Annotated in this window: 20 protein-coding genes; 12 read left to right on the top strand and 8 right to left on the bottom strand. The window is 59.2% G+C overall.

The window, feature by feature from the left end:
- Positions 1-10 precede the first annotated feature (10 nt).
- From HUS57_RS04060 to purB, 3 genes are all read left to right on the top strand, one after another.
- Entirely contained in the window at positions 11-736 is a 726-nt protein-coding gene (locus tag HUS57_RS04060; protein ID WP_173931635.1) for a DUF2259 domain-containing protein, read from the top strand.
- 111 nt (positions 737-847) lie between these two features.
- Positions 848-1255 carry a hypothetical protein gene (locus HUS57_RS04055; RefSeq protein WP_246727729.1) on the top strand — a complete coding sequence of 136 codons (408 nt, stop codon included), beginning with the start codon at positions 848-850 and terminating at the stop codon, positions 1253-1255.
- Between the two features lie 57 nt (positions 1256-1312).
- On the top strand, positions 1313-2620 hold the full coding sequence (gene purB, locus HUS57_RS04050) for an adenylosuccinate lyase (RefSeq protein ID WP_173931634.1): 1308 nt from the start codon (positions 1313-1315) through the stop codon (positions 2618-2620).
- A 10-nt stretch (positions 2621-2630) separates the two neighbouring features.
- On the opposite strand, the gene HUS57_RS04045 is transcribed toward purB, so the two are convergent.
- Entirely contained in the window at positions 2631-3440 is an 810-nt protein-coding gene (locus tag HUS57_RS04045) for a VOC family protein (RefSeq protein WP_173931633.1), read from the bottom strand.
- 180 nt (positions 3441-3620) lie between these two features.
- On the opposite strand from HUS57_RS04045, the gene HUS57_RS04040 reads away from it, so the two are divergent.
- Positions 3621-4169 carry an alpha/beta hydrolase gene (locus tag HUS57_RS04040; RefSeq protein WP_173931632.1) on the top strand — a complete coding sequence of 183 codons (549 nt, stop codon included), beginning with the start codon at positions 3621-3623 and terminating at the stop codon, positions 4167-4169.
- Between the two features lie 42 nt (positions 4170-4211).
- Here HUS57_RS04040 and HUS57_RS04035 read toward each other — a convergent pair whose 3' ends face one another.
- A complete protein-coding gene (locus HUS57_RS04035) occupies positions 4212-4532 on the bottom strand; it encodes a DUF1476 domain-containing protein (protein WP_173931631.1) in 321 nt (106 codons plus the stop codon).
- A gap of 253 nt (positions 4533-4785) precedes the next feature.
- Here HUS57_RS04035 and purC point away from each other — a divergent pair, with 253 nt between their 5' ends.
- The 8 genes from purC to HUS57_RS03995 all read left to right on the top strand — a co-directional run bounded on the left by purC (position 4786) and on the right by HUS57_RS03995 (position 11641).
- Positions 4786-5577, top strand: a complete 792-nt coding sequence (gene purC / locus HUS57_RS04030; protein WP_173931630.1) for a phosphoribosylaminoimidazolesuccinocarboxamide synthase — start codon at positions 4786-4788, stop codon at positions 5575-5577.
- Between the two features lie 27 nt (positions 5578-5604).
- On the top strand, positions 5605-5847 hold the full coding sequence (gene purS / locus HUS57_RS04025; protein WP_173931629.1) for a phosphoribosylformylglycinamidine synthase subunit PurS: 243 nt from the start codon (positions 5605-5607) through the stop codon (positions 5845-5847).
- Between the two features lie 242 nt (positions 5848-6089).
- Positions 6090-6761 carry a phosphoribosylformylglycinamidine synthase subunit PurQ gene (gene purQ / locus HUS57_RS04020; RefSeq protein WP_173931628.1) on the top strand — a complete coding sequence of 224 codons (672 nt, stop codon included), beginning with the start codon at positions 6090-6092 and terminating at the stop codon, positions 6759-6761.
- Between the two features lie 191 nt (positions 6762-6952).
- Complete coding sequence (locus HUS57_RS04015; protein WP_173931627.1) at positions 6953-7201, top strand: hypothetical protein; 249 nt, start codon at positions 6953-6955, stop codon at positions 7199-7201.
- 25 nt (positions 7202-7226) lie between these two features.
- Complete coding sequence (gene purL / locus HUS57_RS04010) at positions 7227-9452, top strand: phosphoribosylformylglycinamidine synthase subunit PurL (RefSeq protein WP_173931626.1); 2226 nt, start codon at positions 7227-7229, stop codon at positions 9450-9452.
- A 27-nt stretch (positions 9453-9479) separates the two neighbouring features.
- Positions 9480-9722 carry a BolA family transcriptional regulator gene (locus tag HUS57_RS04005; protein WP_173931625.1) on the top strand — a complete coding sequence of 81 codons (243 nt, stop codon included), beginning with the start codon at positions 9480-9482 and terminating at the stop codon, positions 9720-9722.
- Between the two features lie 160 nt (positions 9723-9882).
- Positions 9883-10215 carry a Grx4 family monothiol glutaredoxin gene (grxD, locus tag HUS57_RS04000; protein ID WP_173931624.1) on the top strand — a complete coding sequence of 111 codons (333 nt, stop codon included), beginning with the start codon at positions 9883-9885 and terminating at the stop codon, positions 10213-10215.
- A 175-nt stretch (positions 10216-10390) separates the two neighbouring features.
- A complete protein-coding gene (locus tag HUS57_RS03995; protein WP_173931623.1) occupies positions 10391-11641 on the top strand; it encodes a multidrug effflux MFS transporter in 1251 nt (416 codons plus the stop codon).
- A gap of 122 nt (positions 11642-11763) precedes the next feature.
- On the opposite strand, the gene dhaL is transcribed toward HUS57_RS03995, so the two are convergent.
- The 6 genes from dhaL to HUS57_RS03965 all read right to left on the bottom strand — a co-directional run bounded on the left by dhaL (position 11764) and on the right by HUS57_RS03965 (position 19263).
- Complete coding sequence (dhaL, locus tag HUS57_RS03990; protein ID WP_173931622.1) at positions 11764-13566, bottom strand: dihydroxyacetone kinase subunit DhaL; 1803 nt, start codon at positions 13564-13566, stop codon at positions 11764-11766.
- Between the two features lie 67 nt (positions 13567-13633).
- The gene (locus HUS57_RS03985) at positions 13634-14518 is read right to left on the bottom strand and encodes a TIM barrel protein (protein ID WP_173931621.1); all 885 of its coding nucleotides are present in this window, start codon (positions 14516-14518) and stop codon (positions 13634-13636) included.
- A gap of 28 nt (positions 14519-14546) precedes the next feature.
- The gene (locus HUS57_RS03980; RefSeq protein WP_173931620.1) at positions 14547-15512 is read right to left on the bottom strand and encodes an ABC transporter permease; all 966 of its coding nucleotides are present in this window, start codon (positions 15510-15512) and stop codon (positions 14547-14549) included.
- Positions 15502-17007, bottom strand: a complete 1506-nt coding sequence (locus tag HUS57_RS03975; RefSeq protein WP_173931619.1) for a sugar ABC transporter ATP-binding protein — start codon at positions 17005-17007, stop codon at positions 15502-15504. Before HUS57_RS03975 ends, HUS57_RS03980 begins: the two co-directional genes overlap by 11 nt.
- A gap of 111 nt (positions 17008-17118) precedes the next feature.
- A complete protein-coding gene (locus HUS57_RS03970; RefSeq protein ID WP_173931618.1) occupies positions 17119-18054 on the bottom strand; it encodes a substrate-binding domain-containing protein in 936 nt (311 codons plus the stop codon).
- A gap of 240 nt (positions 18055-18294) precedes the next feature.
- A complete protein-coding gene (locus HUS57_RS03965) occupies positions 18295-19263 on the bottom strand; it encodes a sugar-binding transcriptional regulator (protein ID WP_246727728.1) in 969 nt (322 codons plus the stop codon).
- Positions 19264-19269: the final 6 nt, after the last annotated feature.

Below are 19269 nucleotides of genomic sequence, written 5' to 3'. Positions count from 1 at the left end.
GGAAAACTTCATGCGGGAATTCCGCTTCGCATTGTTCCTGTTTGCCTTCCTCCTTGCGCCGCTGGCCACTCGGGCCGGAGATATGGCTGCGGTGGAAGTTCTTGGCTTCAGTTCAGACGGAAGCATTTTCGCTTTTGAAGAATATGGCATTCAGGACGGTTCGGGCTTTCCCTACGCGAACCGCTTCTATATCGAGACGGCAACGGATAGCTTTGTTGCGAACACGCCCATCCGAGTCCGGCTCGATGATGAGCGGGCGAGGCTGGAGGAGGCAAGGGACCAGGCGAAAACCCGCGGCCAAAGAATCGTCGCGGACGAAGAACTCAGACGGAACATCGGTTTCCGGGCTGGCTGGAACGCTGTGACGGAGCTATCAGCGGACCCGCATCGCATGATGGTCAATCCTCGGCCGATCATGCCTCCGCTCGATGAGGCGCTGGAATTCCGTCTGGAGGAGCTTGTGCTTGGCGAGCCGGAACGATGCCGCCATTTCGGACCGGTGGCTGGCTTTCGCCTCCTGCGCGTCGGCGCCGCTGCTGGCGAGGAAACGCGGATCGTTCACGAAGATTCGAGCATACCCTCAAGCCGCGGTTGCCCGCTCGGCTATCGCATCGCTGGCATCCAGACCTTCCACCCTGAAGGGTCCGCGCCCGTTTACGCCGTCCTCATAGCAATCCGGCAAGTGGGGTTTGAAGGTCCAGACCACCGCTTCCTTGCGGTGACCGGCAGGTTGTAACATTTGTCTTCCTCCACGTTCAAACGGACGAACGGCTTTGTCACGTGGCTGCGCCGCGCTGCGCCTTCCGCACGTGAGCTGTTTGGCGGAACTGTGCTCTGGACAGTGCTGATGGCAGCAAGCGCTTTTTCCGGGCTTGCCCATTGGGCGACGCTCTCCCACATCGCGGCATTGCTGGTGCTCTACATGGCAGGTGGTGCCCTCGCCTTTCCCATCGCCTTGCTGGCAGCAACGCTTGTTTCAGGCACCAAGGGCTTCACCCAGCGTTTCGCCACATTCTTCCTCGCGCTTGCAGTGGCGACGGGAGCCGTGACCGCTGCCCTCTTCGCGCTTGAATACCGCGCCTATTACGCACAGTGGCATGCCGGGCCGTTCTCTTTCGTCTGGATCCTACAGTTCGTCTTCACGCTGGCGAGCGCCGCTTATCAATTTGCCGTAATCGGCCTGCGGCTCTATTTTCCGATCGGCCTTTTGGGGCTCTTCGCCGCCAGCATTTGGTTTGCCGCGCGCCCACGTTGAGCTTTAGGGGCCGCTCTGATAGGAGGCTCGCAACTCTCCACAAAGCAGGCAAATCTCATGATCCCGCGTTATTCCCGCCCCGAAATGGCAGCGATTTGGTCGCCCGAGTCGAAATTTCGCATCTGGTTCGAGATCGAGGCTCACGCAGCCGATGCCATGGCGGAGCTGGGCATCGTACCGAAGGAGGCAGCCCAGAAGATCTGGGAAAAGGGCGCCAAGGCCACCTTTGACATAGAGCGCATCGACGAGATCGAGCGCGAGACAAAGCACGACGTCATTGCCTTCCTCACCCATCTTGCCGAGATCGTCGGGCCGGAGGCGCGCTTCGTGCATCAGGGCATGACATCGTCCGACGTGCTGGATACCTGCTTCAATATACAACTGGTGCGTGCAAGCGACATACTGCTTGCCGATCTCGATCAGCTTCTTTCGGTGTTGAAGAACCGCGCCTACGAGCACAAGGACACGATCACCATTGGCCGAAGCCATGGCATTCATGCCGAACCTACGACCTTCGGGCTGAAACTGGCTCAAGCCTACGCGGAATTTGCCCGTTGCCGTGATCGCTTAACGCGCGCTCGTGAGGAGGTGGCGACTTGCGCCCTTTCCGGCGCGGTGGGGACGTTTGCCAATATCGACCCGCGTGTTGAAGAGCATGTAGCGAAAAGAATGGGGCTCAGCCCCGAGCCCATTTCGACCCAGGTCATACCGCGCGACAGACATGCCATGTTCTTCGCCACGCTCGCTGTTATCGCCTCGTCGATTGAAAGGCTGGCAACCGAAGTGCGCCATCTGCAGCGCACGGAAGTGCTAGAGGCGGAAGAATACTTCTCGCCGGGCCAGAAAGGTTCGTCGGCCATGCCGCATAAGCGCAATCCCGTCCTGTCGGAAAATCTTACGGGCCTTGCTAGGATGGTACGGGCATACGCGATTCCGGCCCTCGAAAATGTCGCCCTATGGCATGAGCGCGACATCTCCCACTCCTCGGTGGAGCGCATGATCGGCCCTGATGCCACCGTGACGCTCGATTTCGCGCTTGTCCGGCTGACCGGTCTCATGGAAAAGCTCGTCGTTTACCCTCAGAACATGCAGCGCAACCTCGACCGATTCCGCGGGCTGGTCCATTCGCAACGTGTCATGCTGGCGCTGACGCAGGCGGGCGTGAGCCGTGAGGACGCCTACAGGCTGGTTCAGCGCAACGCGATGAAAGTTTGGGAGAAAGGGGCAGATTTCCTGGAGGAACTGCTCGCCGACGATGAGGTGCGCGCGGCGCTCCCGGAAGCAGAGATCCGGGAGAAATTCGATCTGGCCTATCATACCAAGCACGTTGATACCCTCTTCAGGAGGGTGTTCGGGGAGGACTAACCTCCCCAAATCAGGCTCCAGACGAAGGCACAAGGCGAATCGCAGTACCCCATGGATCCTCCAGAAGCCTTTCCTCCCCGGCTTCTGACGAGTGCAGTTCGATCCATGCAAGGCCCGTCCGGGCGGGATCGCGACGGCCCGCGCCGCGGCTGTGCCAGGAATTTGCGCCGACATGGTGGTGATAGCCGCCTGAGGCGAGGAAGACAGCCTGCGGCCCATATCGCGCCATGACGTCGAGGCCGATTGTCTCGTGCCACCACCTTTCGGCTTCTGCCGGATCACCCACACGAAGGTGGACATGGCCGATTACCGTTCCGTCAGGTGCGCCTTTCCAGGGATCGTCGCCCCCCTCGGCGAGCAGATCTTCGAAATTGAGCCGCAAAGTCTTCATGGAGACTTCATCGCCTTCCCAGAGCCACTGCTCGCGCGGCCTGTCGGCATAGATCTCAATGCCGTTTCCTTCAGGATCGGTCAGGTAGATGGCTTCGCTAACCAGATGATCGGAAGCACCATCAATCGGGAGTGGCTCCTCCACAGCACGTCGCGCCCATTGTGCAAGGGCCTTCCGTGAAGGCAGCAGGAAAGCCGTATGGAACAGGCCCGCTTCGCGCGGATTGTCGGGTTTTGCATCCGGGGCAGCCTCGATCGTCAGAAGATGACGGCCACCGGCACCCAATTGGATTGAGCCATTGCTCCGACCGAGTTCGTCCAGTCCCACCACAGTACGATAGAACTGGGCGAGCGCGTCGGCGTCTCGCGCCTTGAGAGCGACCGAAGCGATCCTGACCGGCGTCGCGGCGGCGAAGGGAAGATGGGTCATATCTGAGCTCCTGAAAACCCGGTCTCAAGGACACGGGAAATGCTTGTGCACCCAATTTGATCCTGCCGAGCTAAGTGTACAAGCGCGTGGAAAGAGAACACGTTGTTTACCAATCGCGATCTCCCGCGACCTGCTGCCCGTGGGTTGATCCAGCCGGAGCCAACCGCTAGATGCGCGATCATGAAAGTAAAGGACGCCGACATCCTCATCATTCCCGGCTACACCAATTCGGGGCCGGATCATTGGCAAACCCGGTGGCAGACCCGCATGTCCACCGCGCGCCGCGTGGAACAGGCCGAATGGTCAAAGCCCCGGCGCGAGGATTGGGTTCAAAGTGTTGCGGATGCAGTGAACGCGGCGGAAAGGCCCGTCATCCTCATTGCCCATTCGCTGGGCGCGGCATCGGCAGTTCATGCGGTTCCGCTGTTCCGCAAGAAAGTAGCCGGAGCATTTCTCGTCGCACCGCCAGAAGTGACAAACCCGTCGATTAGGCCGAAGCATCTTCTAACCTTTGGCCCCTACCCGCGCGCGCCCCTGCCCTTCCCGTCCGTGGTAGTGGTAAGTCGCAACGATCCCTTCGGCAGTTTCGAAGCAGCCGAAGAGATTGCTTTCTGCTGGGGATCCCAGTTTCTCGATGCCGGAGAGGCTGGGCATATCAATGCTGAGTCGGGCTACGGGCCGTGGCCAGAAGGAACGCTCGCTTTCGCCCGCTTCCTGTCGAAGCTTTAAGGGCCCGTTAAGGAGCTGCCGCCTCTCTTCATTTCGAGGCGATTACTCGCTCTTCACCTGCTCCACCGCTTCCGCGAGCAACTCCACCATCCTGTTGCGAATGGTTTCATCGGACGCGTCAACATTGGCCGCGTCAAAGTCCTTCCGGATCTTCTGGAAGACGTCCTCATGGCCGGGTTCCTTGAGATCTGCCCTGATCACTTCCTTCGCATACTCTTCCGCAGCCACCCCCGATTTACCCAGCTTTTCGGCAGCCCATAATCCGAGCAGCCTGTTGCGGCGAGAAACGGCCTTGAATTTCAGTTCCTCATCGCGAACGAACATCCGCTCGAATGCTTCCTCACGCTCTTTCATGCTGCTCATCGATCGAAACTCCGGCTTATGCGCCGCCGCAAAGCAGGACGGCGGTTGACAGCGATAAGCGTTAGAGACCAGAAGCGTTGCGAAGCGTCAATAGAGCGCTCACATGGCGGACAGAATCCGTTGAAGCGGGGAATTGCAGATTGAGATGAGGCAACGATTAGGCTAGAGAGCGCGGGAGCCATCTGGCCCTCCATCTTGTCGAGTCGGCCCATGAACATCACCTTAAAGGCCGGCACCAACACCAGAGAAAGCTATGAACCGTCGCCGCCGCATTTATGAAGGCAAGGCCAAAATTCTTTATGAAGGGCCTGAGCCCGGCACGCTGATCCAGTTCTTCAAGGACGATGCCACTGCCTTCAACAAGAAGAAGCACGAGATTGTCGATGGCAAGGGCGTCCTCAACAACCGGATTTCCGAGTTCATTTTCGAGCATCTGAACCGGATGGGCGTCCCCACCCATTTCATTCGCCGGCTCAACATGCGCGAGCAGCTCATCAGGGAAGTGGAGATGATCCCCCTGGAGATCGTCGTGCGCAATATTGCCGCAGGCTCGCTGGCAAAAAGGCTTGGCCTTGAGGAAGGCACGGTTCTGCCGCGTTCCATCATCGAGTTCTACTACAAGGCAGACGCGCTCGACGATCCGATGGTGTCCGAAGAGCACATTACGGCTTTCGGATGGGCGAGCCCCCAGGAGCTCGACGATATCATGGCACTCGCTATTCGCATCAACGATTTCCTCTCCGGCCTTTTCCTCGGAGTCGGCATCCAGCTCGTAGACTTCAAGATCGAATGCGGACGCCTTTGGGAAGGAGATATGATGCGCATCGTCGTGGCCGACGAGATATCGCCCGACTCCTGCCGGTTGTGGGATGTTTCCACCCGTGACAGGCTGGACAAGGACCGCTTCCGCCGCGACATGGGCGGGTTGGTGGAGGCCTATCAAGAAGTCGCGCGAAGGCTCGGCATCATGAACGAGAACGAGCCGATCAAGCCCACCGGCCCGGTACTTGTGTCATCCAAGCCCAATGGCGAGACCAAACATTAAAGCGAAAGCCAAGGGAGACTGATCGACGTGATCAAGGCACGCGTCACCGTCACATTGAAGAATGGGGTGCTGGACCCACAGGGGAAGGCAATAGAGGGTGCGCTTGCAGGGCTGGGATTTTCTGGCATCGGCTCTGTGCGCCAAGGCAAGGTCTTTGACATAGAGCTCGATACGGCTGACAAGGCAACGGCGGAGGCCGATCTGAAGGAGATGTGCGAGCGTCTGCTGGCGAACACCGTGATCGAGAACTATAGCATCTCAATCGAGTGAGGTAGCGGCGGCCTGTCTCGGGAAGGATCGCACGGCGGAATTCTTGAAAGATGCAACGGAAAATACCTCATTCGATGGATTGGACGAGGGTGGCGCCGGAGCCTGTTCCATCCTGGGCCGGTTGATGTGTGATGTTTGCGACCTTAGTCCCTGCGCCATTTGGAACGGTTCGAGCAGCAAGCACCGGCTTCATTTGCGAGAACTTACAGTAACCTACAAACCGAACCCCACGATCTGAGCGCATGAAATCCGCAGTAGTCCAGCTTCCCGGCCTAAATCGAGACCGCGACATGATAGCCGCTTTGAGGTTGGTTTCAGGCAGGGAACCCCTCATCGTCTGGCAGACCGAAACCGCATTGCCTTCCGGCCTTGACCTCATCATCATTCCGGGTGGCTATTCCTATGGCGACTATCTGCGCTGCGGAGCGATCGCTGCCCGCACACCGGTGATGCGAGCGGTGGCGGAGATGGCGAAGAAGGGCGTGCTCGTCATGGGCGTCTGCAACGGCTTTCAGATCCTTATAGAGGCCGGCCTGCTGCCGGGCGCATTGCTTCGCAACGCTTCGCTAAAATTCGTCTGCCGTGAGGTCAAGCTTCAGGTATCGAATGCCGGCACTGCTTTTACCCGCGCCTACTCGTCCGGCCAAATCATCCGCTGTCCCGTGGCGCACCAGGACGGCAACTATTTTGCCGATCCTGAATCGCTGGCCCGTATCGAAGGCGAGGGTCAGGTGGTTTTTCGCTACGCGGAAGGAACGAACCCCAACGGCTCCGTCAACGATATCGCGGGGATCGTCAATGAAACCGGCAATGTGCTGGGGATGATGCCGCATCCAGAAAACCTGATCGAGACCGCCCACGGAGGCACTGATGGGCGCCCGCTATTTGAAGGCATTTTGGGAAAAGCTGCGTGAGGCGGAGAGGATTCCGGTTGCCCTTCACAAGGGGCTTGCCCTGCACTCTTCCTTTCGCGGCGATTTGCATCCCTGCCCTACTGGCGGGTTGCCAAAGCAATTTCCCGGCAGCGCCGTCATCACAGGGCGCGGAAGTGTCGGCCAGCGTCCGCACACTGCAACGCATCAACGAAGCAGGTGCAAGGTGCTGGATGCGTTCAACGGATCGTGATTTCCGTAATCTCACCCTGATTCCAGAACTGGATACAACGGCAGGCAGACCTCGCATTCTGGTTTTTGATAAGGGCAAAGCAGGCGGCTTGCCGCTGATGGTGATCGAAGCGAGCGGCACGCCCGCCGGGGTTGAAACCTACGGCCCGCTCGCTGGAACTCCGGCCGGTCAGCGTATGACAGCCGACATCGGGCGCTGGTCCCGCGGTGGGCTTACCTGCCGCAGCTGATCAAAGGATGCAGGGCACAAGGACAATGACTATACCCAACACCATTCCCATCACAGAAGATCTTGTCGCCGCACACGGCCTGAAGCCGGAGGAATACCAACGCATCCTCGATCTGATCGGGCGGGAGCCGACCTTCACAGAGCTTGGCATCTTCTCAGCCATGTGGAACGAGCACTGCTCTTACAAGAGTTCCAAAAAGTGGCTGCGCACACTGCCCACATCCGGCCCGCAGGTGATCCAGGGTCCGGGCGAGAATGCAGGCGTTGTGGACATCGGTGACGGGCAGTGCGTCGTCTTCAAGATGGAGAGCCACAACCACCCCTCCTATATCGAGCCTTATCAGGGGGCCGCTACGGGCGTCGGCGGAATCCTTCGCGACGTCTTCACCATGGGAGCAAGGCCAATCGCAGCCATGAACGCGCTGCGTTTCGGCGCTCCGGATCATCCCAAGACGAAACATCTGGTGGCCGGGGTGGTGGCGGGAATCGGCGGCTATGGCAACGCCTTTGGAGTTCCCACCGTCGGCGGCGAATTGAATTTTGACGCGCGGTATAACGGCAACTGCCTCGTCAACGCCTTCGCTGCCGGCCTTGCCCGCACGGACGCCATTTTCTACTCCAAGGCCGAAGGCGTCGGACTGCCGGTTGTCTATCTCGGCGCCAAGACCGGTCGCGATGGCGTGGGCGGCGCCACGATGGCATCTGCGGAGTTCGATGAGGGCATCGATGAGAAGCGTCCGACCGTGCAGGTGGGCGACCCCTTCACCGAAAAATGCTTGCTGGAGGCTTGCCTTGAACTGATGGATATCGGAGCCGTCATCGCCATTCAGGACATGGGTGCTGCGGGCCTAACCTGTTCGGCGGTTGAGATGGGGGCGAAGGGCGATCTTGGCATTGAGTTGAACCTGGACAACGTTCCGGCGCGCGAGGAGCGCATGTCAGCCTACGAGATGATGCTGTCGGAGAGCCAGGAGCGCATGCTCATGGTCCTGCGGCCAGAAAAGCATGAGGAGGCCGAAGTCATCTTCCGCAAATGGGGGCTGGACTTCGCCGTCATCGGCCGCACGACGGATGATCTCCGCTTCCGCGTTCTGCATCAGGGCGAGGAGGTTGCCAATCTTCCCATCAAGGAACTCGGCGACGAGGCGCCGGAGTATGATCGGCCATGGCAAGCGCCCTCTCCGCTTGCGCCCCTTGACACCGCGAGCCTGCCTCAGACAGACGTTGCAGCAGCCCTCCTGAAACTCCTCGGCTCGCCCGATCTTTCCTCACGCCGCTGGGTCTGGGAGCAGTACGACACGCTCATTCAGGGAAACTCTTTGCAAATTCCCGGCGGCGATGCCGGCGTTGTCCGCGTCGAAGGCCACCAAACCAAGGCTCTCGCCTTTTCATCCGACGTCACTCCCCGTTATTGCCAGGCCGACCCATATGAAGGCGGCAAGCAGGCCGTGGCTGAATGCTGGCGTAATCTCACAGCTGTCGGTGCGGAGCCGCTGGCTGCCACCGACAATCTGAATTTCGGCAATCCCGAGCGGCCCGAGATCATGGGGCAGCTCGTGCGTGCCATTGAGGGCATTGGAGAGGCTTGTCGAGCGCTTTCCTTCCCGATCGTCTCGGGTAACGTATCACTCTACAACGAGACTCTGGGAGAGGCCATTCCGCCCACGCCGACCATCGCCGGCGTTGGTCTCATTCCCGACCGGGCAAAAATGGCCCGCATTGCATTTACGGAGGAAGGGCAGACGATCCTACTGGCGGGAGGCCCGCAGGGCTGGGGCTCTCATCTCGGCCAGTCGGCGTATCTGCGCGACATCTTCAAACGCGCCGAAGGCACGCCGCCGCCGGTTGACCTTGAGCACGAGAAGCGGGTGGGAGATTTCGTTCGCTCCCTTATCCGTAACGGTAAGACCAGTGTCGTCCATGACATTTCCGATGGCGGTCTGGCAGTGGCCCTTGCCGAAATGGCAATTGCGTCGGGTATTGGAGCCAGGATCGACGAACCGCCTGCAAACGCAGACGCAGCCTTCTTCGGTGAAGATCAGGGCCGCTACGTGCTGGCGTGTTCTCTTGGAGACGGAGTGCTGGACGAGTTGATAGCGCAAGCGCAAAAAGCGGGGGTATCCCTCATCCGGATCGGCGTTACGGGAGGCAACGAATTGAAACTCGGCGAGGCACATGCCATATCCGTTGCTGAACTAGAAGAAGCCCATGAGGGTTGGTTCCCAAGGTTCATGGACGGACGGACCGGCTGAACGGGCGGATTTACAGGGGAGACGATCATGGCTATGAGCGCCGGCGATATAGAGCGCCTTATCAAGGAGGCCATTCCCGACGCCAAGGTCACGATCCGCGATCTGGCGGGCGACGGAGACCATTATGCGGCGGAAGTTGTGTCGGAAAGTTTCCGGGGTAAGACGCGTGTCCAGCAGCATCAGATGGTTTATGAGGCGCTGAAGGGAAATATGGGCGGTACGCTACACGCCCTGGCGCTGCAAACCAGTGTTCCTGAACCGACGTCCTGACGTGCAGCCAGCCGCAGACGACGCGATGCAAATCGTGCGTCCTGCCTAGCGAAGGGTAATAGTTTCCCTCACTGCATTGCATGGGGCGCTCCCGTGCAATAGATATTGATCACACTGCTTACAATGTCGGGCCTTGAACCCGTCAATGAAAGGACAAGCGATGAGTGGTATCCACGAATTCATCGACAATGAGGTGAAGACGAACGACGTCGTTCTCTTCATGAAGGGCACGCCCGGCTTCCCGCAATGCGGCTTTTCTGGTCAGGTGGTGCAGATACTCGACTATCTCGGCGTCGACTATAAGGGCATTAACGTGCTCGCCTCTGACGAGATGCGCCAGGGCATCAAGGATTACTCCAACTGGCCGACCATACCGCAGCTTTATGTGAAGGGCGAATTCGTCGGCGGCTGTGACATCGTCCGCGAGATGTTCCAGGCGGGTGAATTGCAGTCCTTTCTGGAGGAAAAGGGCGTAAGCGCCACCGCTGCCTGAAGCCCTTCTTCGGTCCGGTTCTCCAGATCGGGCTTGTTTTCGACGAGCTGAATACGATTGTTTATGGATGCGTCGGTTTGCGGCCGACGCATTTTGTACCCCATTGTCCTTTTGAACACACAGGCATTTCGTAGCCTTCGATTGCCTGTACGCGCATTCTCCCCGGAGTGAAATGATGAGCGACGCTACTGCACGTGATCCCGGTTTCACTACGGGGATCGGCAAGGGCGAGTTCATTGCGCTGGCAGCAGCTCTTATGGCACTCAACGCCATGGCCATTGACGTCATGTTGCCGGGACTTCAGGAGATCGGCGCCGCGCTCGGGGTCGAGGACCAGAACCATCGCCAGTTTGTCATCACGGCCTATGTGCTTGGCCTCGGGGCCGCTCAGCTCTTCTACGGCCCGATTTCGGACCGCTTTGGCCGTCGGGGGCCGCTTCTAGTCGGGCTCATCTTCTACGCTGTGACGGCCTTTGCTGCCGCCTTCGCGCCGAGCTTTGCGGTTCTTCTGGTGCTGCGATTCCTCCAGGGTGTCGGAGCGGCCGCTACCCGCGTGATCGCTGTCTCTGCAATCCGCGACGTCTTTGGCGGCCGCCAGATGGCAGAAGTGATGTCGATGGTCATGATGGTGTTCATGATCATTCCGGTCATCGCGCCAAGTCTTGGCCAGGCGGCGATGATCTTCGGCGACTGGCCGATCATTTTCATCACGATGGGCGTCATGTCGCTCGCTATCACCATATGGGCGCTGTTGCGCCTTCCGGAGACCCTAGCGCCTGAAATGCGCCGAGCCCTTTCACTAAGCTCCATCGCCGAGGGTTTTGGTTTCGTTCTTACAAACCGCGTTGCGCTTTGCTATACTCTTGCATCGACAGCCATCTTCGGTGCCCTGTTCGGCTTCATCAACTCGGCGCAGCAGATTTATGTCGAGATCTATGATCTGGGTGACTGGTTCCCGCTTCTCTTCGCCATTGGCGCAGGGCTGATGGCGATTTCCTCCTTTACCAATGCGCGCCTGGTCGGCCGCCTCGGCATGCGCCTCCTGTCGCACGGTGCGCTGATCGGCTTTCTCACCGTAAACGGAATCTGGCTGGCGCTGACGCTGATCAGCCCGGTTTCCTTTCCTGTATTCTTTGTACTGTTCGCGCTGTCCATGTTCCAGTTCGGCTGGGTCGGCGCGAATTTCAACGCCATCGCGATGGAACCTTTGGGGCATGTGGCAGGAACAGCAGCAGCAATACAGGGCTTTGTAACGACACTGGGCGGCGGAGTTCTGGGAGCCCTGATCGGTCAGGCATTTGATGGAACGCTGACGCCCCTTGCTGCCGGCTATTTTGGCGTTGCCGCGATTGCACTTGTCTTCGTTCTAATAGGTGAGCGTGGAAAGCTTTTCCGCCAGACCGTTCCAGCGCGGACCACCGATTAGACTAGGATCGTGTCTTCATTTCATGAAAACACTGAAACGACCCAAGCCCCTGATTTCGCGCTAGTACACGAGACGCAGCCTTCGCTTTTCTGGAATTGCTAAGGGCTTGAGGGGACTTCCGGCTACTCACCCGACGCTGCGCCGGAGGAGCTGGACAATTCCTGCTCCAGCGCCTCGGCCATGGCGCTCAGCATGACGAAAGTCGATGCCGCACCCGGATCTATATGGCCCAGCGAGCGCTCGCCCAGTTTGCTGGAGCGTCCTTTGCGTGCTGCGATCTTCGCTGTAGCGTTCATGCCTTCTTCGGCTCCCCTGGCGGCGGCTTTCAGGCAGGCGAGCGCAGAGCCCCCTTCCCTCAACGCACGTGAAGCCGCTTCTGCTGCTGGCACCCATGCATCTACCATGGTCTTGTCGCCCGGCTCCGCCTTGCCGCGCTCGCGGATGCCTGCCGCCGCCGCTTCGAGGAAGGCCACCAGGGCGGCGGCATCGAGCCCGATACGACCGCTGGCGCTGGCTCCGGCCCGCAGAAAGGCCGTCGCATATAATGGCCCGGACGAGGCTCCCACCGCGTCCAGAAATGCCTTCGCCATGCGCTTGCAGACCGCCTCGATATCCTCTTCGGCGGTGACTTCATCCAGCGCACGGTCAACCGCTGCCCAGCCAAGCGCCATGGTGACGCCATGGTCGCCATCACCGATCACGCCGTCGAGTTCGCTGAGCCAGTCCTTCCTGGCAAGGATTGCTGCTGCAACATTGCGAAACATGGCCCGGAAAATCTGCGGCGTCACCTCGCCGCCCGGACGTTCGCCCTGCGCAGCGCCTTCACCGGCACTTTCGGAACGCCGCCCGGGATGGGTTGAAGATGCCCGGTGTTCTGGCCCGGAGGATCGGCTGACGCGCTGCCCACTGGTCACGGAACCCACCTGAAGGGCCGCCGTGTGACAGGGATGGTCGAGCAGTGTTTTCAGTTCTTCGTCAAGCTTGAGAAGCGTGATCGACGCGCCCGCCATCTCCAACGACGTGACATATTCGCCTACGAAGGAGTGATAGATCTGCACCTTCTTCTCGTCCAGCCTTTGCTTGGTACGCCTGTGCAGCAGGTAGAGCTCCATCAGGGAGGTAGAGCCAAGCCCATTGACCAGAACGGCAACCTCGTCGCCCGGGGAAAGGGTAAGTTCGGCAAAAATGCGGTCGAGCAGTTTGTCCGTTACGCTATCAGCGCTTTCCAGCGGCTCACGGCCAATACCCGGCTCGCCATGAATGCCCATGCCGATTTCCATCTCGTCCTCGCCGATGGAGAAGTTCGGCTTCAAGGTTTGCGGCAGCGAGCAGGATCCCAGCGCTACCCCCATTGTAAAGGTCGAGCGGTTCGCCTTTTCGGCTACCGCAACGACTTCCTCCAGGCTCGCCATTCGGTCGGCTGCAGCACCGGCTATCTTGAAGACGAAGAAGTCGCCCGCAATGCCACGGCGTTCATGAGCCCGTTCGGTTGGCGCGGAGGCAACGTCATCCGTGACCACGACGGTACGTACCGCAATACCCTCCGCTGCGGCCTCCTCCGCGGCCATGTCGAAATTCATGACATCGCCCGAATAGTTCCCGTAAAGGTAAAGGACGCCCGCACCGCCATCCGCAGCCCGAGTGGCCTCAAGAATTGGCTCCGGCGAAGGAGACGCAAAGACATTGCCGACGGCGACAGCGTCGGCCAGCCCTCGTCCAACATAGCCAAGGAAGGCTGGCTCATGGCCCGAACCTCCGCCGATAACAATCCCCACCTTCCCCTCGCGGGGGCCATCCACCGCAACCAGCGCGCGCCCGGTCTGACCATGGCGCGTCACAAGGTGCGGGTGCGCGCCAAGAAAACCTTCCACCATCTCGAAAATGATGCTGTCGGGATTGTTGATAAGCTTCTTAGTCTTGGTCACGGGATCGTCCTGCGGCTTTACGGAGGAGCCGGTCTCGCCGGCGCTGGAAACAGACTTGGAACCTGGCTCAGCTTGCCTGTTTGAGAAGCTGGACGCTCTTCTTCATGTCTTCAAGAACAAACTCATCCGTCTCCTCGAACGGATAAATGACTTCAAGAAGATAGGTTTGATCCGCCAAGTGATGCCGCTTCCAGAAATCAGCCAGCCCGTCGAGCGTGACAATGCCGTCGCGGGTGAAGTTCCAGTGCCGGTCCAGCATGCCATCCGTCTGCTGGATGTGAAAGGCGGCGATGTATTCCCCACAGACGCGCATCCAGTGGTCCATATCGGCCTCTTCCTTGAAGAGGGGCTTGAACAGCGCATGGCCCCAGTCCACGAGCAGGCGGACGGGAACCTCGGTGGCGCCGTCAAGATCCTTCATCAAGCGCAGTGAATCGGCCGCCGAAGACGGAAACTCGGTTGCCAGGGGAACCGGCTCGACCATCAGCATGGAAAGACCGCTCTGCTTGGCATGGCGGGCAAGATCGACGAACGTCTCCAACGCTTGCTTGTAGATTTCTTCGCGGCGGGCGGGATCGAGTGCGTCATCGGCAGAGTAGGAGCCAAAGGGCATGCCGGCGGCAGGCACCTCCATCGCGGCGGTCATGTCGATGGCGCGCTTGAGATGCTCCTTGCCAAGAGCGCGCAGTTCCGGCGTCGGCGCCAGAAAGTGATTATAGGTGTAGGAAGCAAGGCCGCCAAAGCTGCTCTCGATTGTCACGCCCGCTGCCTTGAAGCCACGCGCATAGTCAGCAGCGATGCGGTCGCGCTCCGCAGCCGGCCACCATGGATCCACCAGATCCCAACTGAACTGGGCGTAATCAAGACCGAGGTCCTCCTTCACCAGGCTTGCAAGACGGCCGCCGCCCAACCACCGCTTGACCGCGAAACAAAGGTTTACGCCAAGTTTCATGTGAACCTCCTGTGATGAGACTTCGATGTCATCGGTCTTCCCGCCGGATGTAGCGGCGTGAGATCGAGTCGAAGGAAATTGCAAGAACCACGATTGTTCCGCTGACAAGGCCCTGCCAGTAAGGAGATACGCCAAAGAGAACGATAATGTTCTCGATAGTTGCGATGATGGCCGCACCGAATATGGCGCCGAGCGGCGTGCCGATCCCACCTGTTGTCGCAACCCCGCCAATGACCGCGGCCGCGATTGGCGGAAGCACCCAGGTGTCACCGATTGACGGCTGAGCTGTCCCCAATCGCGCCACCATCAGGATTCCGGCAAGCGCCGACAGAAAACCTGCCAATGTGAATATAGCGACGCGGACGCGATCGACCTTGATGCCAAGCATTTTTGCGGCAGCCGTGTTGTTGCCTACTGCGTACATATAGCGTCCGAAGCGCGTCTTGAACGTAATGAAGGTGGCGATCGCAAGCGCCGCAAGCATGATCAGAAAGGGTACGGGTATGCCGAAAAGGCTGCCGCGCCCAAGAAACTGGATTTCCGTGGGAATGTTGGTGATAGCCACGCCCCTGGTGAGCACCAGGGTCACGCCCCCGTAAATCCCAGCCGTGCCGATAGTCAGGACCAGAGAATGGAGGCTTAGAGTGGTAACCAGTGCGCCGTTGATGAAGCCGAGCGCTGCCCCCATTACAAGGGCCAGCCCCATGGCTACTGCCGGGTTGATCCCGTAATTGACCATCAGGATGCCCGAAATTACCCCGCAAAGGCCACCGATGACACCCAACGAAAGGTCGAGTTCTCCTAGAATCAGAAGCATCGATTGCCCGATTGTCACCAGTCCGACAAAGGCGAGTGAACGGGCCACAACCGACATGTTGTAACTGGAAAGGAAATAGGGAGAAAGAAATGCGGAAATAGCAAATATGATGAGAAAGGCCACGATCACGCCAGCAAGCTGGTTCGTGGCAAGACGCGTCAGGAAATTAGGCTGCATTCTTTTTCTCCGCACCAAAGATCGCCCCGACAAGCGTCTCGTTTGATGTCGCTTCCGCGTCGAAGTCGCCGGTTACTCGCCCTGAATACATCGTAATGATACGGTTTGCGCATTTGCGCAGTTCCTCCATCTCTGAGGAAATGAGAATGATGCCTACACCGTCCTCGGCCAACCGTTTCATGATCTTGTAGATCTCGGCTTTGGTTCGGACGTCGATGCCCTTTGTGGGCTCGTCGAAGATGAGGACGCTCGGGCGTGTAGCCATGGCACGGCCGATGATCGCCTTCTGCTGATTTCCGCCAGACAGGAACATGATCTTCTTTTCCATGTCGGAGGTCTTGATGTCGTAGGCGTTGATGATCTCCAGAACCTTGGAGCGCTCGCGTGAGGTGGAGATGCCAAACTTGGACAGCGTCTCATCCAGGATAGCGATGCCGATATTTTCCCTCAGGCTAAGCAGCGGCAGAATTCCGTGAAGCTTGCGCTCCTCGGAAAGATAAAGCACGCCATTCTCGACCGAATAGCTGGTATCTCCCAGCTTCCAAGACTTGCCGAGCACCGTCACGCTCCCGGCAGAAGGCTTGCGGAAGCCAAACAAAGTTTGCATGACTTCCGAGCGGCCGGCTCCAACAAGACCGGCAAACCCCAGGATCTCGCCACGCTTCAGAACGAATGAGACATCTTCGAAGCGGTAGCCGCTCAGGCCGCGCACCTGCATGATCGCCTCGCCCGGACCGCCAGGCGGCAAAACAGGCCGGAAATTCTCGCCAAGCTTCAATTCCTCGCCGGACATGGCGCGGATCAGCCCTTCCTCATCCGTATCGGCCATGCGGCCGGATGCGACCTTCCGGCCGTTTCTGAGGACGGTGTAATCATCACCGATGGCGAAGCACTCCTGCATCTTGTGCGAGATGAAGACGATTGCATGATCGCCATCACGAAAGCTGGAGATCACCCGGAAGACACGGTCAACTTCCGCCTGCGTGAGCGAAGAGGTCGGCTCGTCCAGGATCAGCACTTTCATGCGCTTGTTGGTGGAGGCGCGGGCGATCTGCAAAAGCTGCTGGTCGGAAACCGAAATATTGCGAACAAGCTCGGTCGGGCGCGCCGCAATGGCAAAACGGTCGAGATACTCCTGCGCCTTGCGCTGGATTTCCCGATGATTCACGGTAGCGCCGCTGAAGCCCGAGCGCTCATATGGAATGAAGAGATTCTCCGCAACGCTCAGGTGCGGGAAAAGACTGAGCTCCTGCGGCACATAGGCGACGAGGTCAAACACCTCCGGATGCTCTGCCGTATCGCGCCCGTCTATCCTAATGGTGCCGCGGCTTGGAGTATCTGCGCCGGTGAGAAGCTTCACCAGCGTGGATTTGCCGGCGCCATTCTCTCCGGCAAGGATGTGAACCCGCCCCAATTCAAGATCCAGATCCACATCGTCGAGAGCAGTCACGCCGGGAAAATCGCGCCCTATGTTGCGAACTTCGACAAACGCCATTGCTGTCCTCGATGATCCGGACGGATCGTTCCTGTTGTGAACTGGCTCTCCCAGCATCTGCCGAGAGAGCCTTTCCGTTAAAGCTGCCGCTGGATGGACAGCCTGTTCTGGTCAGACATCGTCCTGGGTGATAACCGCGATGCCGGTATCGATGTATTTGGGCGTCTCGATGCCCAACGCCTTCTGCCACATGGTCATGACTGACCAGTAGCCCTGCATCTCCGGCTTGGTGGAGGAACTGCTGTCAGCGACCCCGTCGCGGATGAGCTGCAGCATCTCTGGAAGGTCGTCGAGACCGACGAGGAGCACCTCGCCCACCTTCCCGGCTTCCTGAATGGCCTGGCCGATACCAATAGGCCCTGCGGCATCGCAGGCAACCCAGCCCTTGAGGTTCGGGTGAGCCTGCATGATGGCCGCCGCCTGCTTCTGCGCAGTTTCGATATCGTCATTGTCGATGCCTGTAGCAACGACGTTGATGCCTGGATGCTCGTCAAACACCTCCTGGTGGCACTCGGCACGTATTGCGTGGTTCGGAGCGCTGGGGACACCCATCATGATGGCCACGTCGCCCTCCCCCCCAAGCAACTCGACCAACCGACGCGCGGCAATCTTGGCCTGCTCGCAGAAATCATTCCCGATACTGGTCAGCTCCATACCTTCCGGCGGAACCGAGTCAAAGATGGTCACGGGGATCTCCTGGCCGACCGCCTCTTCAAGCGAAGCCCGGTTGCCAGATGCATCGAGCAGGTCGATGGCAATGCCGTCCGGACGCGTGGCTATCGCGCTTTCCAGGATCTGGTTCTGCTGCACGACGTCTGCCTGCTGGGGAGCACTGTAATCGATCTGAACATCGGCTCCCGTGAGAGCCTTGATAGCGGCTGCCGCCTGCTGGGCGCCGTCATTCACCTTATCAAACCACGGGTGCACCACCTTGGGGATGATCACGAAGCGGTAGCTGTCCTTGGTATTCAGATCGGCCTCCTGCGCCATGGCTGCGCCAGTCCCGATCAGTGCCGTCGCAAGCAACGACATCACCAGTTTCTTCATCGTTTCCTCCAAAATTTTGGCACCGCCGCGCGGGCCGGGGTCAAATTGTGTCCAGTGCGGGTGCGGGACGCCCCCCGGAACGGTCAGACGTCAAACTCCGACAACACCATAATAACATATGTAAATTGAGAATTACAAGATCATAGCGGAGGCTGCGAACGGCATCAGGGAACGCAGAAAAGCCGCAAGAAGCGGCTTGGAACGAAACCTGTTTTTCGGGATTTCAGGATGTTGAGGCGATCAATCAGCCAGCAAAGAACGCGCTACTGCCTCGTCCGTAACAAGCCGGTTCACATAACGCCCACGCAAAATCGCACGGATGATCTTCAGCTTCCTCATCCCGCCCGAGGCGAGGATGGAGACCGGCTTCTCCCGCAGCTTGGCCGGTGGAAGTGCCATGATGCAGTAATTGACCGGGTGCGAGACGATGCAGCCATCCTCGTCCATGAAGCAGCCGAGCACCTCGCCGACGCTGCCGAGCGCCTTGAGTTCTTCCAGACTTTCACCCACGACCTTGATTGGAACGACTGGGGAGCGGTCGGAAAGATCGCCGCAGGACACCAGCGCGATTTCTGCTTCCTCCGCCCGCCGCATGACATCGTCCAGCTCATGTGTAAGAAGGGCGTTGCGACTTTCCGGACTTGGGCAGTAGATCGGTGCTGTCAGATAGTGACATTCGGCGCCAAGAACTTGTGCCAGTGCGGTCGACACCTCGAAGGTGTTGACGCCTGAACCATGGGTGACCCCGCCCATCAGCCCGACGACCCACGAAGTGCGCAATCGCTTCTCACCCAGCCTGCGGGCACTGAAGCTCAACGTGCGTCCCCACCCGATGCCGATCCCTTGGCGGCCGGGAAGAAGGGATTCAAGTAACAGGCCGGCCGCTTCACCTATCGCTCGTTGCTGCTGGAGATAGTCGGGAACGGACGGCACAACCACCGCATCCTCAAGGCCATATCGATCCTTAAGACTGTCCGCCAGTTCGATGCATTCGATGAGCGGCAGGCGGATATCTATGAAGACCGACCCTTCCGCCCGCGCCTGCCCGATCAGCTTGTTTACCCGCAGACGCGTGATTCCCAGCTGGTTGGCGATTTCTTGCTGGGTCATCCCCCCAACGAAGTAGAGCCACGCAACGCGTGCGCGGAGCTGTTCCGTGTCGAGATCGCCCGGAAATGCGTCCATAGAGATCTGTCTGGCAGTGCTCACGAACCG

This window comes from Chelativorans sp. Marseille-P2723 (genome assembly GCF_902809845.1).
Lineage (GTDB): Bacteria > Pseudomonadota > Alphaproteobacteria > Rhizobiales > Rhizobiaceae > Chelativorans.
Note: the sequence above shows the minus strand (reverse complement) of the source record. Positions and strands in the feature narration are given on the sequence as shown.